Raw genomic sequence first — 18,545 nt, forward strand, 5'->3', positions numbered from 1 at the left:
CTTCATCCTCCTAAATGTATTGTGGTTGACTCAACAGTCCTAACGTTTCTTCGAAGCCGAATCGAGCGTTCGCATTTTGCAGTGCTTGCCCGGCCGCCCCTTTTTGCATATTGTCGATGACCGACACGATGGTCAGTCGATTCGTCCGTTCTTCTTTGTACACCCAGAGATCGCAGTAATTCGAACCGACGACCGACTTGATTTCAGGTTCACCTTGCTGCACTCGGATGAATGGTTCGTGTTCATACGCGCTCTGCAGTCGGCGTACCCACTCATCTTCTGAAACGTCATCGTTCGGCTGAGCTGTGATCGTCGCCATGATACCTCGATTGATTGGCAATAAATGCGTCGACATCGAGACAGTTGTTTTCTTCTCACTCCATGTATTCAGCGTCTGCTCAATTTCAGGAATGTGCTGATGGGAGTGAATTTTATACAATTGCACGTTCTCATTCGATTTGGCGTGATGCGTCTTCTCACTCAATCCCTTGCCCGCACCTGTGATTCCTGAACAAGCAGAGACGATGATATGCAATGGATCAATCCAATCATTATGAACAAACGGTAACAAGGCGAGCGAGACGGCTGTCGCATAACAACCAGGATTTGAAATCCATTTCGCGGTCGAGAGCTTGTCTCGATTCCACTCGGTCAATCCGTAAACAGCCTCTGCTTGAATGATTTCGTTGACAGGTGGCTTCCCGTACCATGTTTCATACAAGTTGGACGGTAATCGCAAGTCCCCACTCAAATCGATGACCACCCCATCAAAAGATTCCAACCGTCGTATATAGTCAGCGGATACGCCACTCGGTGTCGCAAGGAACAACACATCGATTCCTGCTAAGGCCTCCACTTGAAACGGTTCGAGTTTTTGTGCACCTGCTCGTAACCACGGATACAGTTCCGATAAGGTCATCCCGGCGCACGAATCGCTGATTGCTTTTTCTAAATGGATAGTCGGATGTTGTTCGATCAGCTTCAACAATTCCAACCCGGCATAACCTGTTACGCCGACGATGCTACACGTGATCATCTCTCTACCTCCTCTAAAGAATAAAATGATTGAACCATATGTATATTTATTCTGTCAATTGTATTTTTATTCATATAAAACAGCGAACTTTTATGATTGCTTGTGTAGTAAGGCTTTGGAGCATAAAAAAAGTCCGATGCATATGCACCGGACCTGTGATTAGATTTGATTTTTATGACGAGCCTCTTGAAGCGCATCGACTAAGTCTTTCACGTCTTCGACGAGGTTTTGAATTGTATCTTGGTTTTCTTCGTAGAGCGATTTCCATTCCATGACTCGGTCTTTCAAGTTGCCTTTCGATGACGTTTGAAGACCGACCGCGTGTGCTTCTGTCGATGTATTCGATGACTTCAACTTCGACTTCATGCCTTTCAATTGTCTCACTTGTTGATCGCGTGTTTCGCTATGGAGAAGTGATGCCGCTGCGCCGATTACTGCACCCGCAGCCATCCCCAACCAGAAATAATTCTTGTTCATAAAAATCCTCCCCTAACATGACGTTATCTTTTATTATAGATTATCTGACTCGGTGACGACATAGTGTTTTATGACAGGACCTGCACCTCGTTGTTCGACCGCCCGTTTCAGGCGGTCTTCAAGTACCGCATAGTCCGCTGTATCTCGGAAGTGTTTCCCACCAGACGTGAATTGAATAAACAAGACCGCATGATTGTCGTCTGGGTCGACACCTAGACGGTATGCCGAAAATCCATCATGTCCAACCCCGAGCGGCGCCTTTTCCGTCAACAATTGATGAAACAGGAGCGAACGGGCATTTTCATCCGTCGGCACATTCGCATATAAAATATTTCCTTTTTTGACGAATTCGCCAGATGCCTCTTCAATCTCAAACACTTTTCCACTTTTGAACGGAGATTTTTCTCCTTCTGCAAGCAGAATCGTTTCATGTCCATTTGCCGCGACCACGCCCGGCTCTTTCCGGAGACGCTCGGCCACACTACCTGACGCGAAGGTCATATACAGTTTAGACAAGCTCCTCACACCCTTTCGCGAGTGTGATGTCTTTCTCCGTGATGCCCCCTTCGTCATGGGTCGATACGGTCAATGTTACGTTCCGATACTCGATTAAGATATTCGGATGATGATCGAGCGATTCAGCCAAATCCGCTACGAGATGGACGAACTGGATGGCTTCCGGGAACGTCTCAAGCCGATATGTCTTCTGAATCTCCCCGTTCACTTCTTCCCAACCGTTTAACCGTGACAGTTCATCTGTCAATTCACTTTGTGATAATACCATCGTCACAATCCCCTTTCCCTATACAGTCTACTGTCTTAATCTACCCAAACCGGAGAAAAATAATCTTCCGCGCATGATGTATAATGATTTAGAATGAGATGGATAGCCATCATTTTGATTACGAGAGAGGAGCATCTCCCATGCGCGCATTGATTGTTATTGATTATACATTTGATTTTATCGCAGACAGTGGTCGTTTGACTTGTGGGAAACCCGGGCAAGAGATTGAAGAACGGATTGTCGAGTTAATCAAAACGTTCTCGACCGAGGATTATGTCGTCATCGCGAACGATGTCCATGATGCAGGCGACACGTTCCATCCTGAAACGACGTTGTTCCCACCTCACAATATTCGCGGGACGGAAGGTCGTGAATTGTATGGTGCAGTGAAAGAAGCATCCAAAACAGCCGACCATTGGATCGACAAGACACGGTACAGTGCGTTTGCCGGAACAGACCTTGACCTTCGTCTTCGGGAACGTGGGATTACAGAAGTTCATCTTGTCGGCGTCTGCACAGACATTTGTGTGCTCCATACAGCCGTAGATGCCTACAACCTCGGTTATCAAATCGTCGTCCACGCCGATGCCGTCCAAAGCTTCAACCCGGTCGGTCATGAATGGGCGCTCGAACATTTCGTCACGACTCTCGGTGCGACCGTCGTCGGAAAGTGACGTAAAACAGAAAGGAAAACATATGTTACATCGCAATTTAGCACTTCACACAGACCTTTATCTCCCACGCTGGATGTATATCTACTGGAAGCAAGGTCGCCATAACGAAAAGGTCGTCTTTGACCTCTATTACCGCTCGAACCCGTTCAGCGGTGGCTATGTCGTCTTCGCCGGACTCGAAAACATTGTCCACTACTTGGAGAACGTCTCGTTCACAGAAGAAGACATTGCTTATTTAAAAGCGCAACTCGGTTTCGAAGACGAGTTCGAAGATGTGTTACGAAACTTTAAGTTCACTGGTTCACTATATAGTGTCCGTGAAGGAGAGGTTATCTTCCCACACGAGCAAGTCGTCCGAATCGAATCGACCATCTTTGAAGCAAAACTGTTCCAAACAGCGCTACTCAATATCGCGAACCACGAATCACTCATCGCGACGAAGTATGCCCGAATTCGTCAGGCCGCTCCGAACGAGACACTGCTCGAAGGTGGAGCACGTCGCGCACAAGGCGTCGATGCCGCCTATTACGGGACACGCGCCGCTTATATTGCCGGTTTCGACGTGACGAGCCTTGTTTCTGCCGGACGTGATTTCGACGTGCCGACAGGAGGGACGATGGAACATGCGGACATTCAGTTCCATGATGATGAATTGAGTGCATTCCGTTCGTTTGCAGAGATGTATCCAGACAACACAAGTCTCCTGATTGATACGTATGACACACTCAAATCCGGTCTTCCGAACGCGATCACGGTCGCGAAAGAACTCGAGGCGAAAGGACACCGCCTCAAGTCTGTCCGACTCGATTCAGGTGACCTCGCTTATCTGTCAAAACGTGCTCGGAAAGCATTGAATGAAGCCGGTCTCGACTATGTCAAAATCGTCGTATCTGGTGATTTAGATGAATACGTCATTCAAGACTTACGCATGCAAGGTGCAGAAGCCGATACGTTCCTCGTCGGGACGCGTGGAATCACCGCTTACGAACAACCTGCACTTGGCATGGTCTATAAATTGGTCGCTCGTGAGGATGAATCCGGGGAATTAAAACCGGTCATCAAAGTGTCTTCTTCTAAAGTGAAGACGACGACCCCTCATAAAAAAGAGTTGTACCGCATTATCGATAAGGAGACGAAAAAGTTCAAAGGGGACTATATCGCCCTTGCCGACGAACCCGTCGAATCGTATAGCGAAATCGACTTGATTGACGTCCGCGACCCTGCCTTCAAAATCAAGACGCGCAACTTTAACGTCAAACGGTTGTTACAACCGATTTTCCTCGACGGAAAACGTGTATACGACCTTCCAAGCACGACCGAGATTCGCGCTTACCATCATGAACAGATGAACGGACTGTGGGAAGAGTATAAGCGCCTCCGTTTGCCGGAAGTGTACTCGGTGACGTTCAGTAAACCACTTTGGGATTTAAAACTCGATATGATTCGCAAAACGCGAGTACCGAAATAAAAAAAACGGTTGTGGGTACATTCCCACAACCGTTTGCTTATACCATCGTCATCTCGCCTGCTTGGCTTTGATCTTCTTTTCTCCGAAAGTAAAGCGCCATCGACAAAGAGAGCAATATCAAGACAAAATAGACGGTTCGTTGCCAAAACGTCGCTTCGGTGTCCCCTCGGAACAGTGCAATGATATAATCGCTCCCACTGACTAAAAATAGTCCGGCAAGCAAAAGAAAGATTCGATAGCCGGCCCGACTCCGCTCCCGTTTCACTTTGAAGAAAAGGACACCATAGTAGACGATTGCGAGAATCGTCACATACCCGATTACGCCAACAACCCAACTCATCTTGATGCCTCCCTCACTCTCTAATTTTCTGTTTCTTCCCCGTTATCTTAACACATTCTATTCGTCAGACTATGTTAAGATGGTCTAAAGAAAACGCGGAAAGGAACGATCCTATGAAAACGTTTCGCCTCGTCCAAGTCCGTCTCGTTCAAGACGAGTACGGCAATGAACTAAATTTACCAATCGATTTGCTCGACGGGTTGATCATCTCGAAAGAACATGATTCAGAATGGTTGCTCGAGATGCTCGTGCCGACCGAATCGGCCGTCACCCTTCACCATTACTTAAACAAACGAATCCTCATCCTCGCTGAAGCCATCATCACATCTCCGACGAATGCGCCTGCCGCACTCGCCTTGACCTTCACGAGTGAACGAGCCTTGAGCGATCACCATACGTTCGTCGCCGAGGGACTCATGTTGAATCCAAAACAAGATGCGACGAAACAAGTGCTCGACTCTCTCATTCAAGAAGGGGTCGCCACGTCGAATTTGAAACCCGCCTTCTTCGAGAAGAAAGTGGAGATCCAACAATCGTTCAGTCGCTCTGCCTTCAATCAATTGGTCAAAACCGGGTCATTCGAGTAATCGAATGGCCTTGTTTTTTCTTTCCCCAAAATGATTCCCCTCTCAAACAAAAAAGACGGAGAAAGGACCCCCGCCTCACACATAGATAAAGAACAAGATGACCATCATCGTCATTCCAATCACTTTTAAAAGCGTGCTGCCGAGAAACGCGAGAACCGTTCCGACACCGATACTCCATGCTTCACGTGTCGTCTTTCCGAGTGTCAACTCCGCTAAAAATGCGAAGACAAATGGGAAGATGAGGACCCCGACGAGCGGGAAGATGAACGGTCCAGCAATCAAGCCAATGGTTGCGCCCCATTTCGCCCGTTCTGACCCCCCACGTTTATCCACTGTTGCTCTGGTGACAACATAGTCTACCACAAACAAGAAGATGAGGAAGACCGATTGCCACACCCAGAATGTCCAGGTCAACGGTTCAAATGAAAAACCAAATCCGTAAATCATGTATCCGATAAATAAGAACAGAACGCTTGGAATGACCGGGTAAATGAGTCCGGCAAAAGCAACCACAAATGATGCGATGATGAATACCCATAGTAAGGTCGTCATGACATTCTCCTCATTTCATGATGGCCGGATCGGTGATATGATCAGCAACATTAATCGCCTTCACCTCAAACTGGCCATGTTGATGGATGATATAGTTCGAGCAGGCGTTTCGCATCGCATGACGGAACGTATACGTGTCATCGATCGCCGAGAGCGCCGCTTTAATCGCATGCGAATGGCAGACGACAATGATCCGTTTCCCGGGATACATCTCTACCAAATGTTCCATTCCTTCTAGGACGCGAGCACGCATCTCATCCTCTGATTCGAGACCCGGAACGCGACGCTCGTCATCGGCCTGCACCGCTTCATAAATGCCCTTCACGGGTTGTCCGGACGCTGCTCCAAACTCGCGTTCAATAAATCGCTCGTCCAATCGAATCGCATCATGCTCGATTCCACAGGCTGTCGCAATTGCCTGTGCTGTATGGACCGCACGCGTTAATGGACTAGAAACGATGAGATCCCATGTTTCTTGACCCAAAAAAGCTGCACTCTCTTCTGCCTGTTGGCGTCCGAGTGCATTCAACGGATTGTCTTCACGTCCTTGAATGATTTCTAAACGATTCCAATCGGTCTGACCGTGTCTTACTAAACATAACTCTGTCACTGCTTCCACTCCTTACTCTTTCAATCATCCCCCATCGTACCATCTTCCCTAAAAATCGCAACTTCAGACAAGACATTCGTCAATGAAACGATTGATCCGCGCCATCAACTGCTCTTCTTTGATCGGGTTGTCCGATTGTAGGAAACTCGCAAGCGAATGTGTTCCATTCGGAAACGAGATGAGCTGAACGTTCGCGCCGACATCACTCGCATGTTCGACGAAGTGAAGGGCTTGACCAAACGGCACAATCGGATCTTTCTTCCCGTGTAAGAGTAAAATCGGAGGGGCATCAGCATATAGATGGGAGACTGGTGAACATTTCACCATCAGTTCACGCCATTCTTCACGGCTTCCCTCGTAAAACTTCAAATGAGCTAGCCATGTTTGGATGAATTTGAACAACAAGAAGTTTGTCGGCGGATATAAGGCGATGACTCCTTTGATTGTCGGAAGGTCATCCCCGAGTTCCCCTACAAATTGTTTGTGACGATCGAGCGCAGTAGCGAGCATTAAAGCTGCTCCAGCAGAGTCGCCCCACACGAGTAACTGACTTGTATCGAGGGTGAGCAATGATTCATGCTGCTTTAAATAGCTAAGCGCATCCGAGACATCGATGATATTGTCAGGGAAATACACCCCATCTTCAAATAAACGGTAATCGATACTGACGACGGCGATCCCTTTCCCCAAAAAGTGATCGAGTAACGGATGGAACAGCGTAACCATGCTGCGGCTCCCTCTCACAAAGGCTCCCCCATGTGCATAGACCGCTACAGGGAACGGTCCCTCTCCTGGTGGGAGATACAAATCAAATTGGAGCGGACGATCATTAACAATCTTATACGTATACGTGTGGCGCCGGCGTGTTGTCGGTCGAATCGGCAATTCAGGCTCTTGCCATCTGACAAGTGACCCATACTGACTCCACACGCTGGCCCCGGCTGCCGTCGCCGCGGCCAGTGCCGCGCCCCCGACAAACCAGGCGGTCTCCTTTCTCATACAATCCACTCCTCGTTCCTTTTTTTAATCATATTCCCGCTTTTTTCAAAAATCTATCCATCAGAAGTCGGACTTGACGTGCTCCGAAGGTCACACTATAATATTACTCGCAGTCATAAAACGTAACAGTTACGATTTAATATTCAGATAATTTGAAAGGTGGACGACGAAAGATGAAGAAGACTTGGCTAGGCGCTGTCGCGGCCGGCACGCTTTTGCTTGGCGCGTGTGGGAATACCGAAGGAGACAACGCATCCGAATCGACAGATCAGAAACTAACGGTTTACGCTTCGACTTTTGCTTTGAAGTCAATGGCAGAGGAAATCGGTGGTGACCGTGTCAACGTGGAAATGGTCATTCCACCTGGAGCAGACCCACACACATATGAGCCCACTTCAAAGCAGATGACTCAAATTGCAGATGCGGACCTCTTTTTAACAATCGGCCATGACCTCGAACCTTACGTCGAGTCCATGGAGAAGAGCTTGGAAGGACAAAACGTCGCTTTCGTCAAAACGGCAGAGGACGTGACGTTGCTTGATGCAGCCGATACCGTTCATGTTCATGAAGAAGACGGTCATTCCGAAGATGAACATGCTCACGAAGAAGAAGGACATTCTGAAGACGAGCATGCCAATGAAGAAGAAGCGCATAACGAAGATGAGCATGACCATGGACAATACGATCCACACGTCTGGCTCGACCCGATGAATGCCGTTTCAATGGCAGAAGCTGTTGAAGCTGCTTTCAGCGAAGAGGCACCAGACTATAAAGACGAGTTCTCAGAACGGTTGAGTGCATTTAAAGACGAAGCGAATACCCTCGATGCAGAATTGAAAGCAGCAGTTGAGAATGGTTCGAAGTCGGAGTTACTCGTCACACACGCAGCATACGGCTATTTGGCTGAACGATATGGTTTCGATCAGTTGCCAATCGCCGGACTCACACCTTCTGAAGAACCTTCACAACAAGCCCTCAAACGAATCATCGAAGAGGCGCGTCTCCACGATTTGAACTATATTGCTTTCGAAGATACGGTCACACCAAAAGTGGCTGAGGTCGTGAAGCAAGAAATCGGAGCAGAAAGCGTAACGATCTACAACTTGGAATCTGTCACAAAAGAACAGATGGACAAGAGCTATTTTGACTTGATGCGTGAAAACGTCAAGGCACTCGAGACAGCCTTGAAATAATCAAAATCCCGAAACGAATTGATTCGTTTCGGGATTTTTTATACTTCGATCCGGCGGTCCAGCGTTTTCATCGTGACGAAAAGAAGGAGCAGGAGTGATACGGTCACACTCATCATCCATACGTCCCCATTCATGAAGGATGACCACTCCCAGTTGTCCGTGCTCAGTCCGAACCACACTTGACTGATGACGACTCCGCTTAGGCCCATCACACTAAAACGAAACCATGTCATATTTGGAACAAACCGTTTGCTGACGAAGTAACTATTCAACACCAAAAGACTAACATAAGCGATGAACAGCAAACTCCACGCTGTGTCAAATAGGGTCGGTACTGATCCGCCCGCTACAGCATACCCCCACGTCACCAAGAATACGATGAATAAGGTGAGTGTGATGCGATAAAGTGATATGCGTTTCGTTTGATAGGCGAGAAACGGGTTGATGAGAATACCAACCCAAATGAGTGTGCCGAACACGTCCATGATCGAATCCCCTTTTATCCATTTTTTTACATTATACCATGGTGGATTCATCTTTACTCATAATAAATGAGGACAAGTTCTTCTTGGGATGCAGCCGTCTCACAGAACTGTTGCAACTTTGTCCAATCTTCCCAAATCGTCTCAAACTCCTCTTTCGGTACGAGTGCCATGTCTTTCACATCGTCCCGTCCGAACGCATGCAACGTGTCTTTGACGATGTGAAGTAGCTGTGGGGTCAAGATCCCGACCACGACTGCCTGTGCTTCATTCACAATTAACTCCTCACCGACGAGCGCCATTTCCATATTGTATGTGTCAGCCCCATCGATATACACCTCGATTTGACTGAGCACGCGTTGAAACGATTCGACATTCGGGAGCGTTAACGTATCGTCCCGATCACGGTATTGCTCATGCATATGAATCAACCAGTCTAAAATCATCTCCGGATCTTGATTAAATGACACCCAAACTTCTGGGGAAACACGTACATAATGCGTCGTCTCCATACATGAACGCCCCCTTTTTATGACATTACCCGTCTTGTATACGTAAAAAAACCGCCTACGTGAATTCGTAGACGGTTCCATTCATCAAGAACGACTTGTTCCTGTTTTTTGTTCTTCTGTTTCGCTTTCCCAAGCTTCTACATACTCACGACCTGGAAGGTTTTCTACCGAGTCGACATAGAAGACCGGATCTTGTCCTGCTCGACGCTGTGACAAGTAGTCGTCAAGAACGGCTCGAGCCACTTTCGCCAAGCGGAAGATTGCGTACAAGTTGACGAGTGCCATGAGGCCCATGAACACATCAGCGATCGACCAGACGAGCCCTGCAGAGCGGACCGCACCAAACAAGACCATTCCGACAACACCGATGCGATAGAGCGTGACATAGATTTTTTTGTCCGAGATGAACTGAATGTTCGTCTCGCCATAGTAGTAGTTACCAAGAATCGAGCTGAAAGCGAACAAGAAGATCGCAATCGTCAAGAACGATGTCGCGACCGAACCGACTTCTGCTGTCAATGCCGCTTGCGTCAATTCGACACCACCGAACGATTCTGAACCGGCAACACCTGAAATCAAAATGATCATTGCTGTCGACGTACAAACGAGCAATGTGTCCACGAATACGCTGAACGATTGAATCAACCCTTGTTTAACAGGGTGTGATACTTCCGCTGTCGCAGCGGCGTTCGGCGCAGAACCCATACCTGCTTCGTTCGAGAAGAGACCACGACGAATCCCTTGGAGTACCATCGCACCGATTGCACCACCGAAGAGTTGCTCGATTCCAAGAACTCCTTCTGAGAAGATGAGGCTGAAGACGTCTGGTAAGAGGGATACGTTTGTCACCATAATCCAAATCGCGAGTAAAATATAGCCACCCGCCATGACTGGAACGATGATACTCGACAAGAGCGCAATCGATTGAATCCCACCGAATACGACAACTGCCGTAATGATGGCGAGGACAACCCCGACGACTGTCGTGCTGATGCCGAATTGATTACTCACAGAAAGTGAAATCGTGTTCGACTGAACAGAGTTGAACGCGAATCCGAATGAGAACGTGATTAAAATCGCGAACAAGACACCGAGCCAACGTTGACCGAGCGCACGCTCCATATAGTAAGCCGGACCTCCGCGCCATGTGCGTCCGTCACGAATCTTATACACTTGTGCCAATGTACTTTCGACAAATGCAGATGCCGCTCCAATCAAAGCGATGAGCCACATCCAAAAGACCGCCCCTGGGCCACCTAGCGCAATCGCTGTCGCCACACCGGCAATGTTCCCTGTGCCGACACGTGCTGCCGTCCCGATCGCGAACGCTTGGAACGAAGACACTTGACCTTTCTCACGCGTCGTTCCTTCTTTGAACAAAAGGCGGAACATCTCAGGAATCATTCGGAACTGAACGAAGCCCATACGAATCGTGAAATAAATACCCAATGCGACAAGAACAACGATGAGCACTTGCGACCATAACAAATCGTTCGCCTGTGAAACGAGATTCTCTACAAATTTCTCCATACTAATCCTCCATCATTCTAAAAATCTCAACAGAAAAAGTCATGTTAACTTTTTTAACATGACTAGAATTATAGGTAAATTATACGAAAATTGCAATATTAATTCGTTTTCTTGTATATAAGAACTCCCTTCGAATCACGTCTCACCAACAAAAAAAAACGAATCGGATTGCCGATCGCAACCCGATTCGTTATACAGTTTCATTTAGATAAAGAGGTTTAAGTTGCCGCCCTCTGCTGCACCGAGATACGCCGCAACACCACCGAGGTCGACCCCATCAATCAACTCTTCTTCTTTGATGCCCATGACGTCCATTGACATCGTGCAGGCTACCATTTTTACGCCTGCCTCTTGAGCTGACTTGATCATTTCTTCGACAGAAGGAACATTCTTGTCGCTCATGACCTTCTTCATCATTTTTTGACCGACACCACCGAAGTTCATGTTCGAGAGTGGAAGTTCACCAGCATGTCCTGGCATCATCATACCGAACATTTTCTCAAGACCTTGTTTCTTCACTTCAGGTGCATCTGGCTTACGGATGACGTTGAGTCCCCAGAATGTGAAGAACATTGTTACTTCTTTCCCCATCGCTGCAGCACCTTGCGCAATGATCAGAGATGCGAGCGCACGGTCGAGGTCACCGCTGAAGACGACCATCGACGCGCCGTCTCCAGCTGGAGTGCCCGCTTGTGGCGCAGCCGGACCTTGTCCTTTTTGAAGGATGGCTTCGACACGTCCGTTGACGAATTGTTTCGAGACGAGTTTGTTACCTGTCTTCTTCGCCCACGCTTCGATATCGGCGAAGAACCCTGGGTCACTTGCGAGGACACGAAGTGTTTCGCCTTCTCCGAGTTCTGCAACTTTCTTATTCACTTCTAAAATTGGTCCCGGGCATTGTAGACCACATGTGTCTAACATGACCGCTTCACCGATTGGTGCGTTCGTCATTTGTGTTGGCTCCTCTTCTACAACGGTAGCCGCTGTTTCATTTGATGTGTTCGCTTCTTCAAGCGCCTCGAAATCACGATTGATTTGTGACCATGTTTTATAGCCACCGCTCAAGTTTTTCACCTTGAAGCCATTTTGACGCAAGATGCGTGATGCGAGATATCCACGAAGACCGACTTGGCACGTCACATAAATCGTTTCGTTTCGGTCATAGTTGTCTAAGTTTTCACGTAATGAGTTGAGTGGGACGTTGATCGATCCTGGAATCTTCCCAAGTTCATGTTCTGATTCGTCACGAACGTCAAGTAACGTCGCTCCGTTCTTCACGAGCTCATCGATTTCATCCCAATGCACGACTTCGTTATCACCGAGTACGACGTTAGAAGCGACATACCCAATCATGTTGACTGGATCTTTCGCCGAGCTGAACGGTGGTGCGTAACTGAGTTCGAGATCAGGAAGGTCGAGGACCGTCAAACCGCCTTTCATCGCTGTCGCAATGACATCGATTCGCTTGTCGACTCCGTTGATCCCGACACCTTGTGCACCGTAAATCTCACCTGTCGTTGGGTGGAATAAGAGTTTGAGTGACACCGGTGTCGACCCTGGATAGTATCCGGCATGCGAGCCTGGATGCACGTGAACGGCTTCATACGTCTTACCAGCCGCTTTTAAACGTTTCTCGTTCCAACCAGTCGATGCGACCGTCATATCAAACACTTTCGCGATTCCCGTTCCCATCGTTCCATTATATTTCACGTCACGGCCATTGATGATGTCAGCAACGAGACGACCTTGACGGTTCGCTGGCCATGCGAGTGGGACGACAGTCGGCTCTTGGAAGACATAGTCGAGTACTTCGACCGCATCCCCAATCGCGTAAATCGATGGATCAGATGTCATCATTTTTTCGTTTACACGAATCGCACCGCGCGTACCTGTTTCAAGTCCCGCTTCACGCGCAATCGTCGACTCTGGTGTGACCCCGATCGACATGATGACCATGTCTGTATCGATGACACGACCACTCGTCAAATGAACTTTCTTCCCTTTTTCAGAGAATGAAGAAACGCCATCTGACAATTGAAGTTCGACGCCGTGAAGACGTAAATGTTCATGAATCGGTGCGACCATCTCACGGTCGAGTGGTGTCATGACTTGGTCCGCCATCTCGACGAGGGTGACGTCAACGCCACGCTCACGTAGGTTTTCTGCCATCTCAATCCCGATGAAGCCCCCACCAATTACAGTCGCGTGTTTTGGTGCTTTGTCATCGACATAGCCACGGATTTTATCTGTATCCGGAATGTTACGAAGTGTGAAGATGTCTTCTGCCTCGTCGATTCCAGGGATGTTTGGTCGAATCGGTTTCGCTCCTGGTGAAAGAATGAGAACATCGTATGACTCATCGTACGTTTCGCCTGTTTGAACATGCTTCACCGTCACTGTTTTCTCGTCTCGGTTAATTTGAACCACTTCCGTCAGATTACGGATATCGAGTTGAAAACGTTTGTTCATCCCTTCAACCGTTTGGACGAGCAATTTTTGACGATCTTGAATGACGTCCCCGATGTAATATGGAAGACCACAGTTTGCGAATGAGAGGTACTCCCCACGGTCGAACATGACGATTTGATTTTCTTCATTTAAGCGACGAAGACGCGCTGCTGCAGATGCACCACCCGCTACTCCACCGACGATTACGATCTTTTTACTCATTGTCCATTTCCTCCTCTGACGACTTCTCCTGGCCAACTCATCAAGCCATCTTCTATATTGACCACTTTATAGCCTTTTGCCTCCATTTGCCAAGTCGCTTGCGTGCTGCGTGCACCAGAGCGGCAAAGAACGACATATTCTTCAGCAGGGTCAAGAGTATCAATCCATGTTGTCATTTCTGATAACGGATAGTTTTTGGCACCTTCGATATGCGCTTCTTGAAACTCGTCGCGTTCACGAACGTCGACAATGTTTACAGGCACTTCAAAATCCATTTGACGTTTTAAAGCAGATGCTTTCATCATTAATCTACCTTTCTATTTTCGATTCCATCTATACCATTCGGCTTGGTAGCTGGCGCTCAATAAAGTTTGTGATTTATTGAACATTTCGCTTCCACGTCATTAATATACCCCCTTAGGTATTCAAATGCAAGAAATAAGTTTGACGAAATGTAGAATTTTTCATCACACCTTCATAAAGTAGTTGATGCTCGACACATACTCCCCCATGTATTAAGATGAGCCTACATAAGAAATAGTTGGGTAACTGAACAATTTTTACTATAGAGGTGAAAGATATGGAACCGTATGTATACGATGCGAAAGTATTGAATCGCATGAAACGAGTGGAAGGACAAATTCGTGCCATCATCCGCATGATGGAAGAAGGCAAGGAGTGTCGTGATGTGGTGACACAACTGAGCGCAGCACGTTCTGCACTCGACCGCGCCTCGACGATTATCGTGGCCAAGAACTTAGAACAATGCATCATCACAGCGCAAGCGGATGGCGAAGATACGTCAGAAACGGTCGAAGAAGCCATTAAAATGTTGATGAAACGCTAGTTCCCCTTGCTTTCCCCGTCCAAATGGGGGAAAGTTAGAGTAACGACTTACTAAGGGGGATTTCCTTGTGAACTTCGAAGAAAAAGTAGAATCATTTAGAGCGCTCGCCGCTGAACGCAACATGACGTTCAAAGAGAGCGACACTGAAACGCACGTCACGTTTTTGACGCGTGAAACAACAAAATCCGGGGCTCAGCCCGTTATGATTATCGCTTTTAACAAAAAGACGACAGACGCTGAGTTATACGCTGCGACCGTCACGCACGTCCCAGACTATGTAGAAGACTTACCGATTCTAAATGCCTTGAACGAGTTCAACCAGGAGTTCAAGTACTTCCGTTGCGTACTCGACAGCGATCGTGATGTCACACTCGCATCAACACTCGACCTCGATCTCGGTTTCTCACCAGAGATTATCTTGCAACATTCATTCATGATGTTCCAAGCGGCCGATGAAGTGAACGAGTACATGCAAAAACTGTACACACAAGTACAATAATGAAAAGCCGTCCGGAACATTTCCGGGCGGCTTTTTTGAAACATCTTTTTACTCCAGCTCGTATGGTTGACCAAGGAGGCGATTCGATATGACACGTTATGAACGATATGTAGAGGCGTTAGACGCCATCAAGGAAACGACGAAGTGGGAACTGACGGATGACTTCCGACGCTTGATGGCCATTCATTATGCGATTCACGACACCCCATTCGAGGCATCTCGATTTTCGAACGCACGCGATACATTGAAACAAAAAACGAAGATGTTTTCAAAGTTTAGGGGCATTCAAAACCTCGTCTGGCTCTCTTTTCTCGATGCCAAATATGAAGACATCGGGACCGCAATCGACGAGGTCCTTCGACTTGATACGTTACTCGACCGAAAGCATTTCCGCTTCAGTTCATTACGACCTTTTTTAGCGAATCAACTGATCAATGTAGAGGAACCTGAACGACGACTCGATGAAGCGACTGACTTATATCAAACGTTCAAACAACATCATCCCTGGTTGACGAGCGAGGAAGACTTATTATCGGCACTCGTGCTCGTTCAAGCCTTTGACGACGTCATCGATTTAAACGAACGGATCGAGCAGCATTATACGTTATTGAAAGATCGGCTACCGAAATCGAACGAACTGCAACTCGTCTCGCATCTTTTGACATTCAGCGAGTCTGAACCAGAAGAAGCGGTCTCTCGACTGCTGGCATGGAAATCGCAGTTAGACGACATCCAACTATCCATTCGCCGTGAGCAGTTACCGGCGCTCGCTTTGCTGAGCATTGTCTCGGAACCGAATGCGGATGCCGTGCACGCCATTCAGGAAATCGTGAATGCCGAAAAGGACAAGCAGCGCTGGTTCAACACACATAGCGTGCTTGTCGCACTTCAACTCGTAGCTGCCGACCACATCACGGGAGAGGCGAATGATTTGTTGCTACACGGGACCTTCGCCCACTTGCTGGCGATGCAACAAGCAATGACCGCTGCGACAACTGCCGCCGTCATTGCCAGTACTTCTTCGTCTACGAACTAAATCAGAAGATAGGTCGTAAGACACGTCAGTACGAATATAGAGTTCGCAATTTCCAAGATTCCAATCTTCATGATTGGGATTTTTTTGCCGTAAAACCAAACAGCGCGTATCAGGCTCGGTGCATAAGCCAATGCGAGTAGAGGATATCCAAGTGTAATAAACACGATGATTAGTAACATATGATATCCCCAAGAAAGATTTCGGTACATGATGCTCTTCTTTTCCCGAATCATCGTCTTGACGAAAAAGATGCTTCCCAGGAAATAGAGGTATGGTAAAACGAATACCCATATAATCGTTTCATCAAAGATGTGTGCCCCGTGGTAATAACTCGCCATTCCTCCGATACAGAATGACGTGACGGCACTGACGTCGTTCCACACGTTCCGCTCATCTTTGATTTTGGCAAAGTAGGCGTTCACGAGACCGAATGGAATCATCGCGAAAGCGAACCAGATGAGACGCGTTTGCACCCATAAAACAGGAATGATAGCTAAGGTAGCAATCATCAGATAAATCATCACTGTGCGTAAAAGCTCACGCGATTTCTTTCGCTGTTTGATGTATTGGAATAAAAAAAACGTACCCATATAGACAAATAGCCACGCGATGGCAAAAGGTATATGTGTCCACCTCCATCCTCCAGCCGTTCCTCCAAGAACGAACGGTAAAATGAGCATCGACCATGCTCCATGTTGTGTTGGAATCATCCATTTCATCACACTTCACTCCTTCATTCATCAGTGTAATGGATGGTGATAGCATACGCTGTGAGATTTGCCACAGATAATAAAAAAGAAAAATAGGTAGCCTCAGCCACCTATTTCATCACATTGCCTGTTTCTTACGTTTCACATAGTTTGTCGCGTACACAACGCCAATGACAGATAACGTTAAGATTGCAAAACTATTCATTAACGTCTTGAACGTATGCAATCCTTCAATGTTATTTATCACCATCACTGCCATTAGCAACACGAGAATACTAAAGTTTACGAGATTTCGATTTTTCATAAGATGCACCTCTCATTTCTAATCATCCTTTATGATATCATCTCCAGTGAACAAAAAGTTATTTTTTGTATGTTTTAACCAAATCTATCATTTATACTAAGTTTACAAATTGTTCAGTGAGGTGAACGTTGATCATGTCTTTACTACCACAAGACCGAAAAGGCCGATTCATTTTTAAAGGCATCCTTGGTATAAGTTTCATTCTACTCTTAATCGGTCGAAGCGAAGTCCCTTTGCCGATTCACGCAACGACTTCTTTTGTCCCATTCGAGATTCATCTTCCTACGCACCTCCCTTTTGTCGCTGAGACCGAATATGCACATCTGGTCAGCCTAGGGCGGGTCGAACTCGTCTATGAAAATGAAAAGGAGTCTATGAGCATATGGGCGACTACGGAACTCGGATGGCACCATGTCGAAGAGTGGGAACGGTACGCACAAACCGTTCAAGGTTCGCCTGTCTACCTCAATGAGTCCGATGAACTCACTATTCTCAGCTGGCAACGAGATGGCGTCGAATACGCAATCGACTACAGCGGACATCAACTTTCGAAGCAGGATTTGTTTGACGTCGCGGCTTCGATGAACTAAAAAAAAACGATCTCACGCGAGATCGTTTTTTGGTGTCCAATTTGGTACGACAGGTGTCGCTTTCGGCTCATCGACGACAAGCATCTTGGTGACGACCCGTCCGGCGATTGACACCGCGACGAGCGTATACAATGCGTTCGATAATGGTAAATAAATGAGTGAAATCCCAAGGACGATCACATCAAAGACAATTAAAATCGTACCGACCGACACGCCTGTCCATTTCGATAATCCGAGGGCGAATAAGTCGTCGCCACCGGTCGCTCCGCCTGACTTCAAGACGAGACCGAGACCATATCCGGTCAATATCCCACTCGCGATGGCAGCGAATAACGTCGCTGGCCATACTTGAATATCAAACGTGAGCAAATCGAGACGGTCCCACATCGCATAACTGAGCGATAAGGACGAAGCGGCTAGCACCGCCTGCCCGACAAAACGCCATCCTTTCCACCACAATGCGATGATAAAAAATGGGACGTCGAGCACGATCATCGAGATCGCCGGGTCGATATCAAATAGATAGCGACCGAGTAGCGATAACCCGACGAATCCACCTTCCGCCAAACCAAACTGTTCATTCAAATAATAATAACCGAACGCCATGATCAGCGTTCCGAGCACTATGGTAGCAACTCGTTTCAT

24 protein-coding genes are annotated in these 18,545 nt (G+C 47.4%); 8 read left to right on the forward strand and 16 right to left on the reverse strand.

Annotated elements, in window-relative coordinates:
* Positions 1-10 precede the first annotated feature (10 nt).
* The 4 genes from argC to PQI28_RS03465 all read right to left on the reverse strand — a co-directional run bounded on the left by argC (position 11) and on the right by PQI28_RS03465 (position 2,297).
* Positions 11-1,036, reverse strand: a complete 1,026-nt coding sequence (argC, locus tag PQI28_RS03450; protein WP_337874879.1) for an N-acetyl-gamma-glutamyl-phosphate reductase — start codon at positions 1,034-1,036, stop codon at positions 11-13.
* A 159-nt stretch (positions 1,037-1,195) separates the two neighbouring features.
* Entirely contained in the window at positions 1,196-1,513 is a 318-nt protein-coding gene (locus tag PQI28_RS03455; protein ID WP_339962538.1) for a hypothetical protein, read from the reverse strand.
* Between the two features lie 33 nt (positions 1,514-1,546).
* Positions 1,547-2,029 (reverse strand): type III secretion system chaperone, encoded by a 483-nt coding sequence (locus PQI28_RS03460; protein WP_224862854.1) that lies wholly within the window; start codon positions 2,027-2,029, stop codon positions 1,547-1,549.
* Entirely contained in the window at positions 2,022-2,297 is a 276-nt protein-coding gene (locus PQI28_RS03465; protein ID WP_015880543.1) for a 4a-hydroxytetrahydrobiopterin dehydratase, read from the reverse strand. Before PQI28_RS03465 ends, PQI28_RS03460 begins: the two co-directional genes overlap by 8 nt.
* A gap of 140 nt (positions 2,298-2,437) precedes the next feature.
* Between PQI28_RS03465 and PQI28_RS03470 the strand changes: the two genes are divergently transcribed.
* Positions 2,438-2,971, forward strand: a complete 534-nt coding sequence (locus PQI28_RS03470; RefSeq protein WP_074034315.1) for a cysteine hydrolase family protein — start codon at positions 2,438-2,440, stop codon at positions 2,969-2,971.
* 22 nt (positions 2,972-2,993) lie between these two features.
* The gene (locus tag PQI28_RS03475; protein WP_214760806.1) at positions 2,994-4,439 is read left to right on the forward strand and encodes a nicotinate phosphoribosyltransferase; all 1,446 of its coding nucleotides are present in this window, start codon (positions 2,994-2,996) and stop codon (positions 4,437-4,439) included.
* A 37-nt stretch (positions 4,440-4,476) separates the two neighbouring features.
* Here PQI28_RS03475 and PQI28_RS03480 read toward each other — a convergent pair whose 3' ends face one another.
* A complete protein-coding gene (locus PQI28_RS03480) occupies positions 4,477-4,779 on the reverse strand; it encodes a 7TM diverse intracellular signaling domain-containing protein (protein ID WP_214785634.1) in 303 nt (100 codons plus the stop codon).
* A gap of 113 nt (positions 4,780-4,892) precedes the next feature.
* On the opposite strand from PQI28_RS03480, the gene PQI28_RS03485 reads away from it, so the two are divergent.
* Entirely contained in the window at positions 4,893-5,366 is a 474-nt protein-coding gene (locus PQI28_RS03485; protein ID WP_214696006.1) for a YwpF-like family protein, read from the forward strand.
* A gap of 75 nt (positions 5,367-5,441) precedes the next feature.
* Here PQI28_RS03485 and PQI28_RS03490 read toward each other — a convergent pair whose 3' ends face one another.
* From PQI28_RS03490 to PQI28_RS03500, 3 genes are all read right to left on the reverse strand, one after another.
* Positions 5,442-5,918: a DUF456 domain-containing protein gene (locus tag PQI28_RS03490; RefSeq protein WP_214696004.1), complete on the reverse strand. Its 477-nt coding sequence runs from the start codon at positions 5,916-5,918 to the stop codon at positions 5,442-5,444.
* A gap of 10 nt (positions 5,919-5,928) precedes the next feature.
* The gene (locus tag PQI28_RS03495; RefSeq protein ID WP_214785633.1) at positions 5,929-6,528 is read right to left on the reverse strand and encodes a histidine phosphatase family protein; all 600 of its coding nucleotides are present in this window, start codon (positions 6,526-6,528) and stop codon (positions 5,929-5,931) included.
* Between the two features lie 63 nt (positions 6,529-6,591).
* A complete protein-coding gene (locus PQI28_RS03500) occupies positions 6,592-7,527 on the reverse strand; it encodes an alpha/beta hydrolase (RefSeq protein WP_074034302.1) in 936 nt (311 codons plus the stop codon).
* Between the two features lie 173 nt (positions 7,528-7,700).
* Between PQI28_RS03500 and PQI28_RS03505 the strand changes: the two genes are divergently transcribed.
* Positions 7,701-8,720 carry a metal ABC transporter solute-binding protein, Zn/Mn family gene (locus PQI28_RS03505; protein ID WP_339962539.1) on the forward strand — a complete coding sequence of 340 codons (1,020 nt, stop codon included), beginning with the start codon at positions 7,701-7,703 and terminating at the stop codon, positions 8,718-8,720.
* A gap of 38 nt (positions 8,721-8,758) precedes the next feature.
* Here the strand turns inward: PQI28_RS03505 and PQI28_RS03510 are convergent, their stop codons facing one another.
* The 5 genes from PQI28_RS03510 to PQI28_RS03530 all read right to left on the reverse strand — a co-directional run bounded on the left by PQI28_RS03510 (position 8,759) and on the right by PQI28_RS03530 (position 14,216).
* The gene (locus PQI28_RS03510; protein WP_339962540.1) at positions 8,759-9,205 is read right to left on the reverse strand and encodes a hypothetical protein; all 447 of its coding nucleotides are present in this window, start codon (positions 9,203-9,205) and stop codon (positions 8,759-8,761) included.
* Between the two features lie 53 nt (positions 9,206-9,258).
* Entirely contained in the window at positions 9,259-9,714 is a 456-nt protein-coding gene (locus tag PQI28_RS03515; protein ID WP_274665124.1) for a hypothetical protein, read from the reverse strand.
* A gap of 84 nt (positions 9,715-9,798) precedes the next feature.
* Entirely contained in the window at positions 9,799-11,244 is a 1,446-nt protein-coding gene (locus PQI28_RS03520; protein ID WP_339962541.1) for an alanine/glycine:cation symporter family protein, read from the reverse strand.
* 204 nt (positions 11,245-11,448) lie between these two features.
* On the reverse strand, positions 11,449-13,914 hold the full coding sequence (locus tag PQI28_RS03525; RefSeq protein ID WP_339962542.1) for a CoA-disulfide reductase: 2,466 nt from the start codon (positions 13,912-13,914) through the stop codon (positions 11,449-11,451).
* The gene (locus tag PQI28_RS03530; RefSeq protein ID WP_214695982.1) at positions 13,911-14,216 is read right to left on the reverse strand and encodes a rhodanese-like domain-containing protein; all 306 of its coding nucleotides are present in this window, start codon (positions 14,214-14,216) and stop codon (positions 13,911-13,913) included. Before PQI28_RS03530 ends, PQI28_RS03525 begins: the two co-directional genes overlap by 4 nt.
* 278 nt (positions 14,217-14,494) lie before the next feature.
* Between PQI28_RS03530 and PQI28_RS03535 the strand changes: the two genes are divergently transcribed.
* The 3 genes from PQI28_RS03535 (at position 14,495) to PQI28_RS03545 (ending at position 16,296) form a co-directional block, all read left to right on the forward strand.
* Positions 14,495-14,761 carry a metal-sensitive transcriptional regulator gene (locus PQI28_RS03535; protein WP_015880529.1) on the forward strand — a complete coding sequence of 89 codons (267 nt, stop codon included), beginning with the start codon at positions 14,495-14,497 and terminating at the stop codon, positions 14,759-14,761.
* Between the two features lie 67 nt (positions 14,762-14,828).
* Positions 14,829-15,260, forward strand: a complete 432-nt coding sequence (locus PQI28_RS03540; RefSeq protein ID WP_015880528.1) for a YbjN domain-containing protein — start codon at positions 14,829-14,831, stop codon at positions 15,258-15,260.
* An 88-nt stretch (positions 15,261-15,348) separates the two neighbouring features.
* The gene (locus PQI28_RS03545) at positions 15,349-16,296 is read left to right on the forward strand and encodes a DUF4003 family protein (protein ID WP_339962543.1); all 948 of its coding nucleotides are present in this window, start codon (positions 15,349-15,351) and stop codon (positions 16,294-16,296) included.
* On the opposite strand, the gene PQI28_RS03550 is transcribed toward PQI28_RS03545, so the two are convergent.
* Positions 16,293-17,015 carry a YwiC-like family protein gene (locus PQI28_RS03550; RefSeq protein ID WP_339962544.1) on the reverse strand — a complete coding sequence of 241 codons (723 nt, stop codon included), beginning with the start codon at positions 17,013-17,015 and terminating at the stop codon, positions 16,293-16,295. The two genes, PQI28_RS03545 and PQI28_RS03550, sit on opposite strands and share 4 nt — an antisense overlap.
* A 109-nt stretch (positions 17,016-17,124) precedes the next feature.
* Complete coding sequence (locus PQI28_RS03555; protein WP_339962545.1) at positions 17,125-17,310, reverse strand: hypothetical protein; 186 nt, start codon at positions 17,308-17,310, stop codon at positions 17,125-17,127.
* A 134-nt stretch (positions 17,311-17,444) separates the two neighbouring features.
* Between PQI28_RS03555 and PQI28_RS03560 the strand changes: the two genes are divergently transcribed.
* The gene (locus PQI28_RS03560) at positions 17,445-17,900 is read left to right on the forward strand and encodes a hypothetical protein (RefSeq protein ID WP_339962546.1); all 456 of its coding nucleotides are present in this window, start codon (positions 17,445-17,447) and stop codon (positions 17,898-17,900) included.
* Positions 17,901-17,912: 12 nt separating this feature from the next.
* Here PQI28_RS03560 and PQI28_RS03565 read toward each other — a convergent pair whose 3' ends face one another.
* Positions 17,913-18,545, reverse strand: a complete 633-nt coding sequence (locus PQI28_RS03565) for a YitT family protein (protein WP_339962547.1) — start codon at positions 18,543-18,545, stop codon at positions 17,913-17,915.

The sequence above is a fragment of the Exiguobacterium sp. USCH10 genome, assembly GCF_037619445.1.
Classification (GTDB): Bacteria; Bacillota; Bacilli; order Exiguobacteriales; family Exiguobacteriaceae; genus Exiguobacterium; species Exiguobacterium aestuarii_A.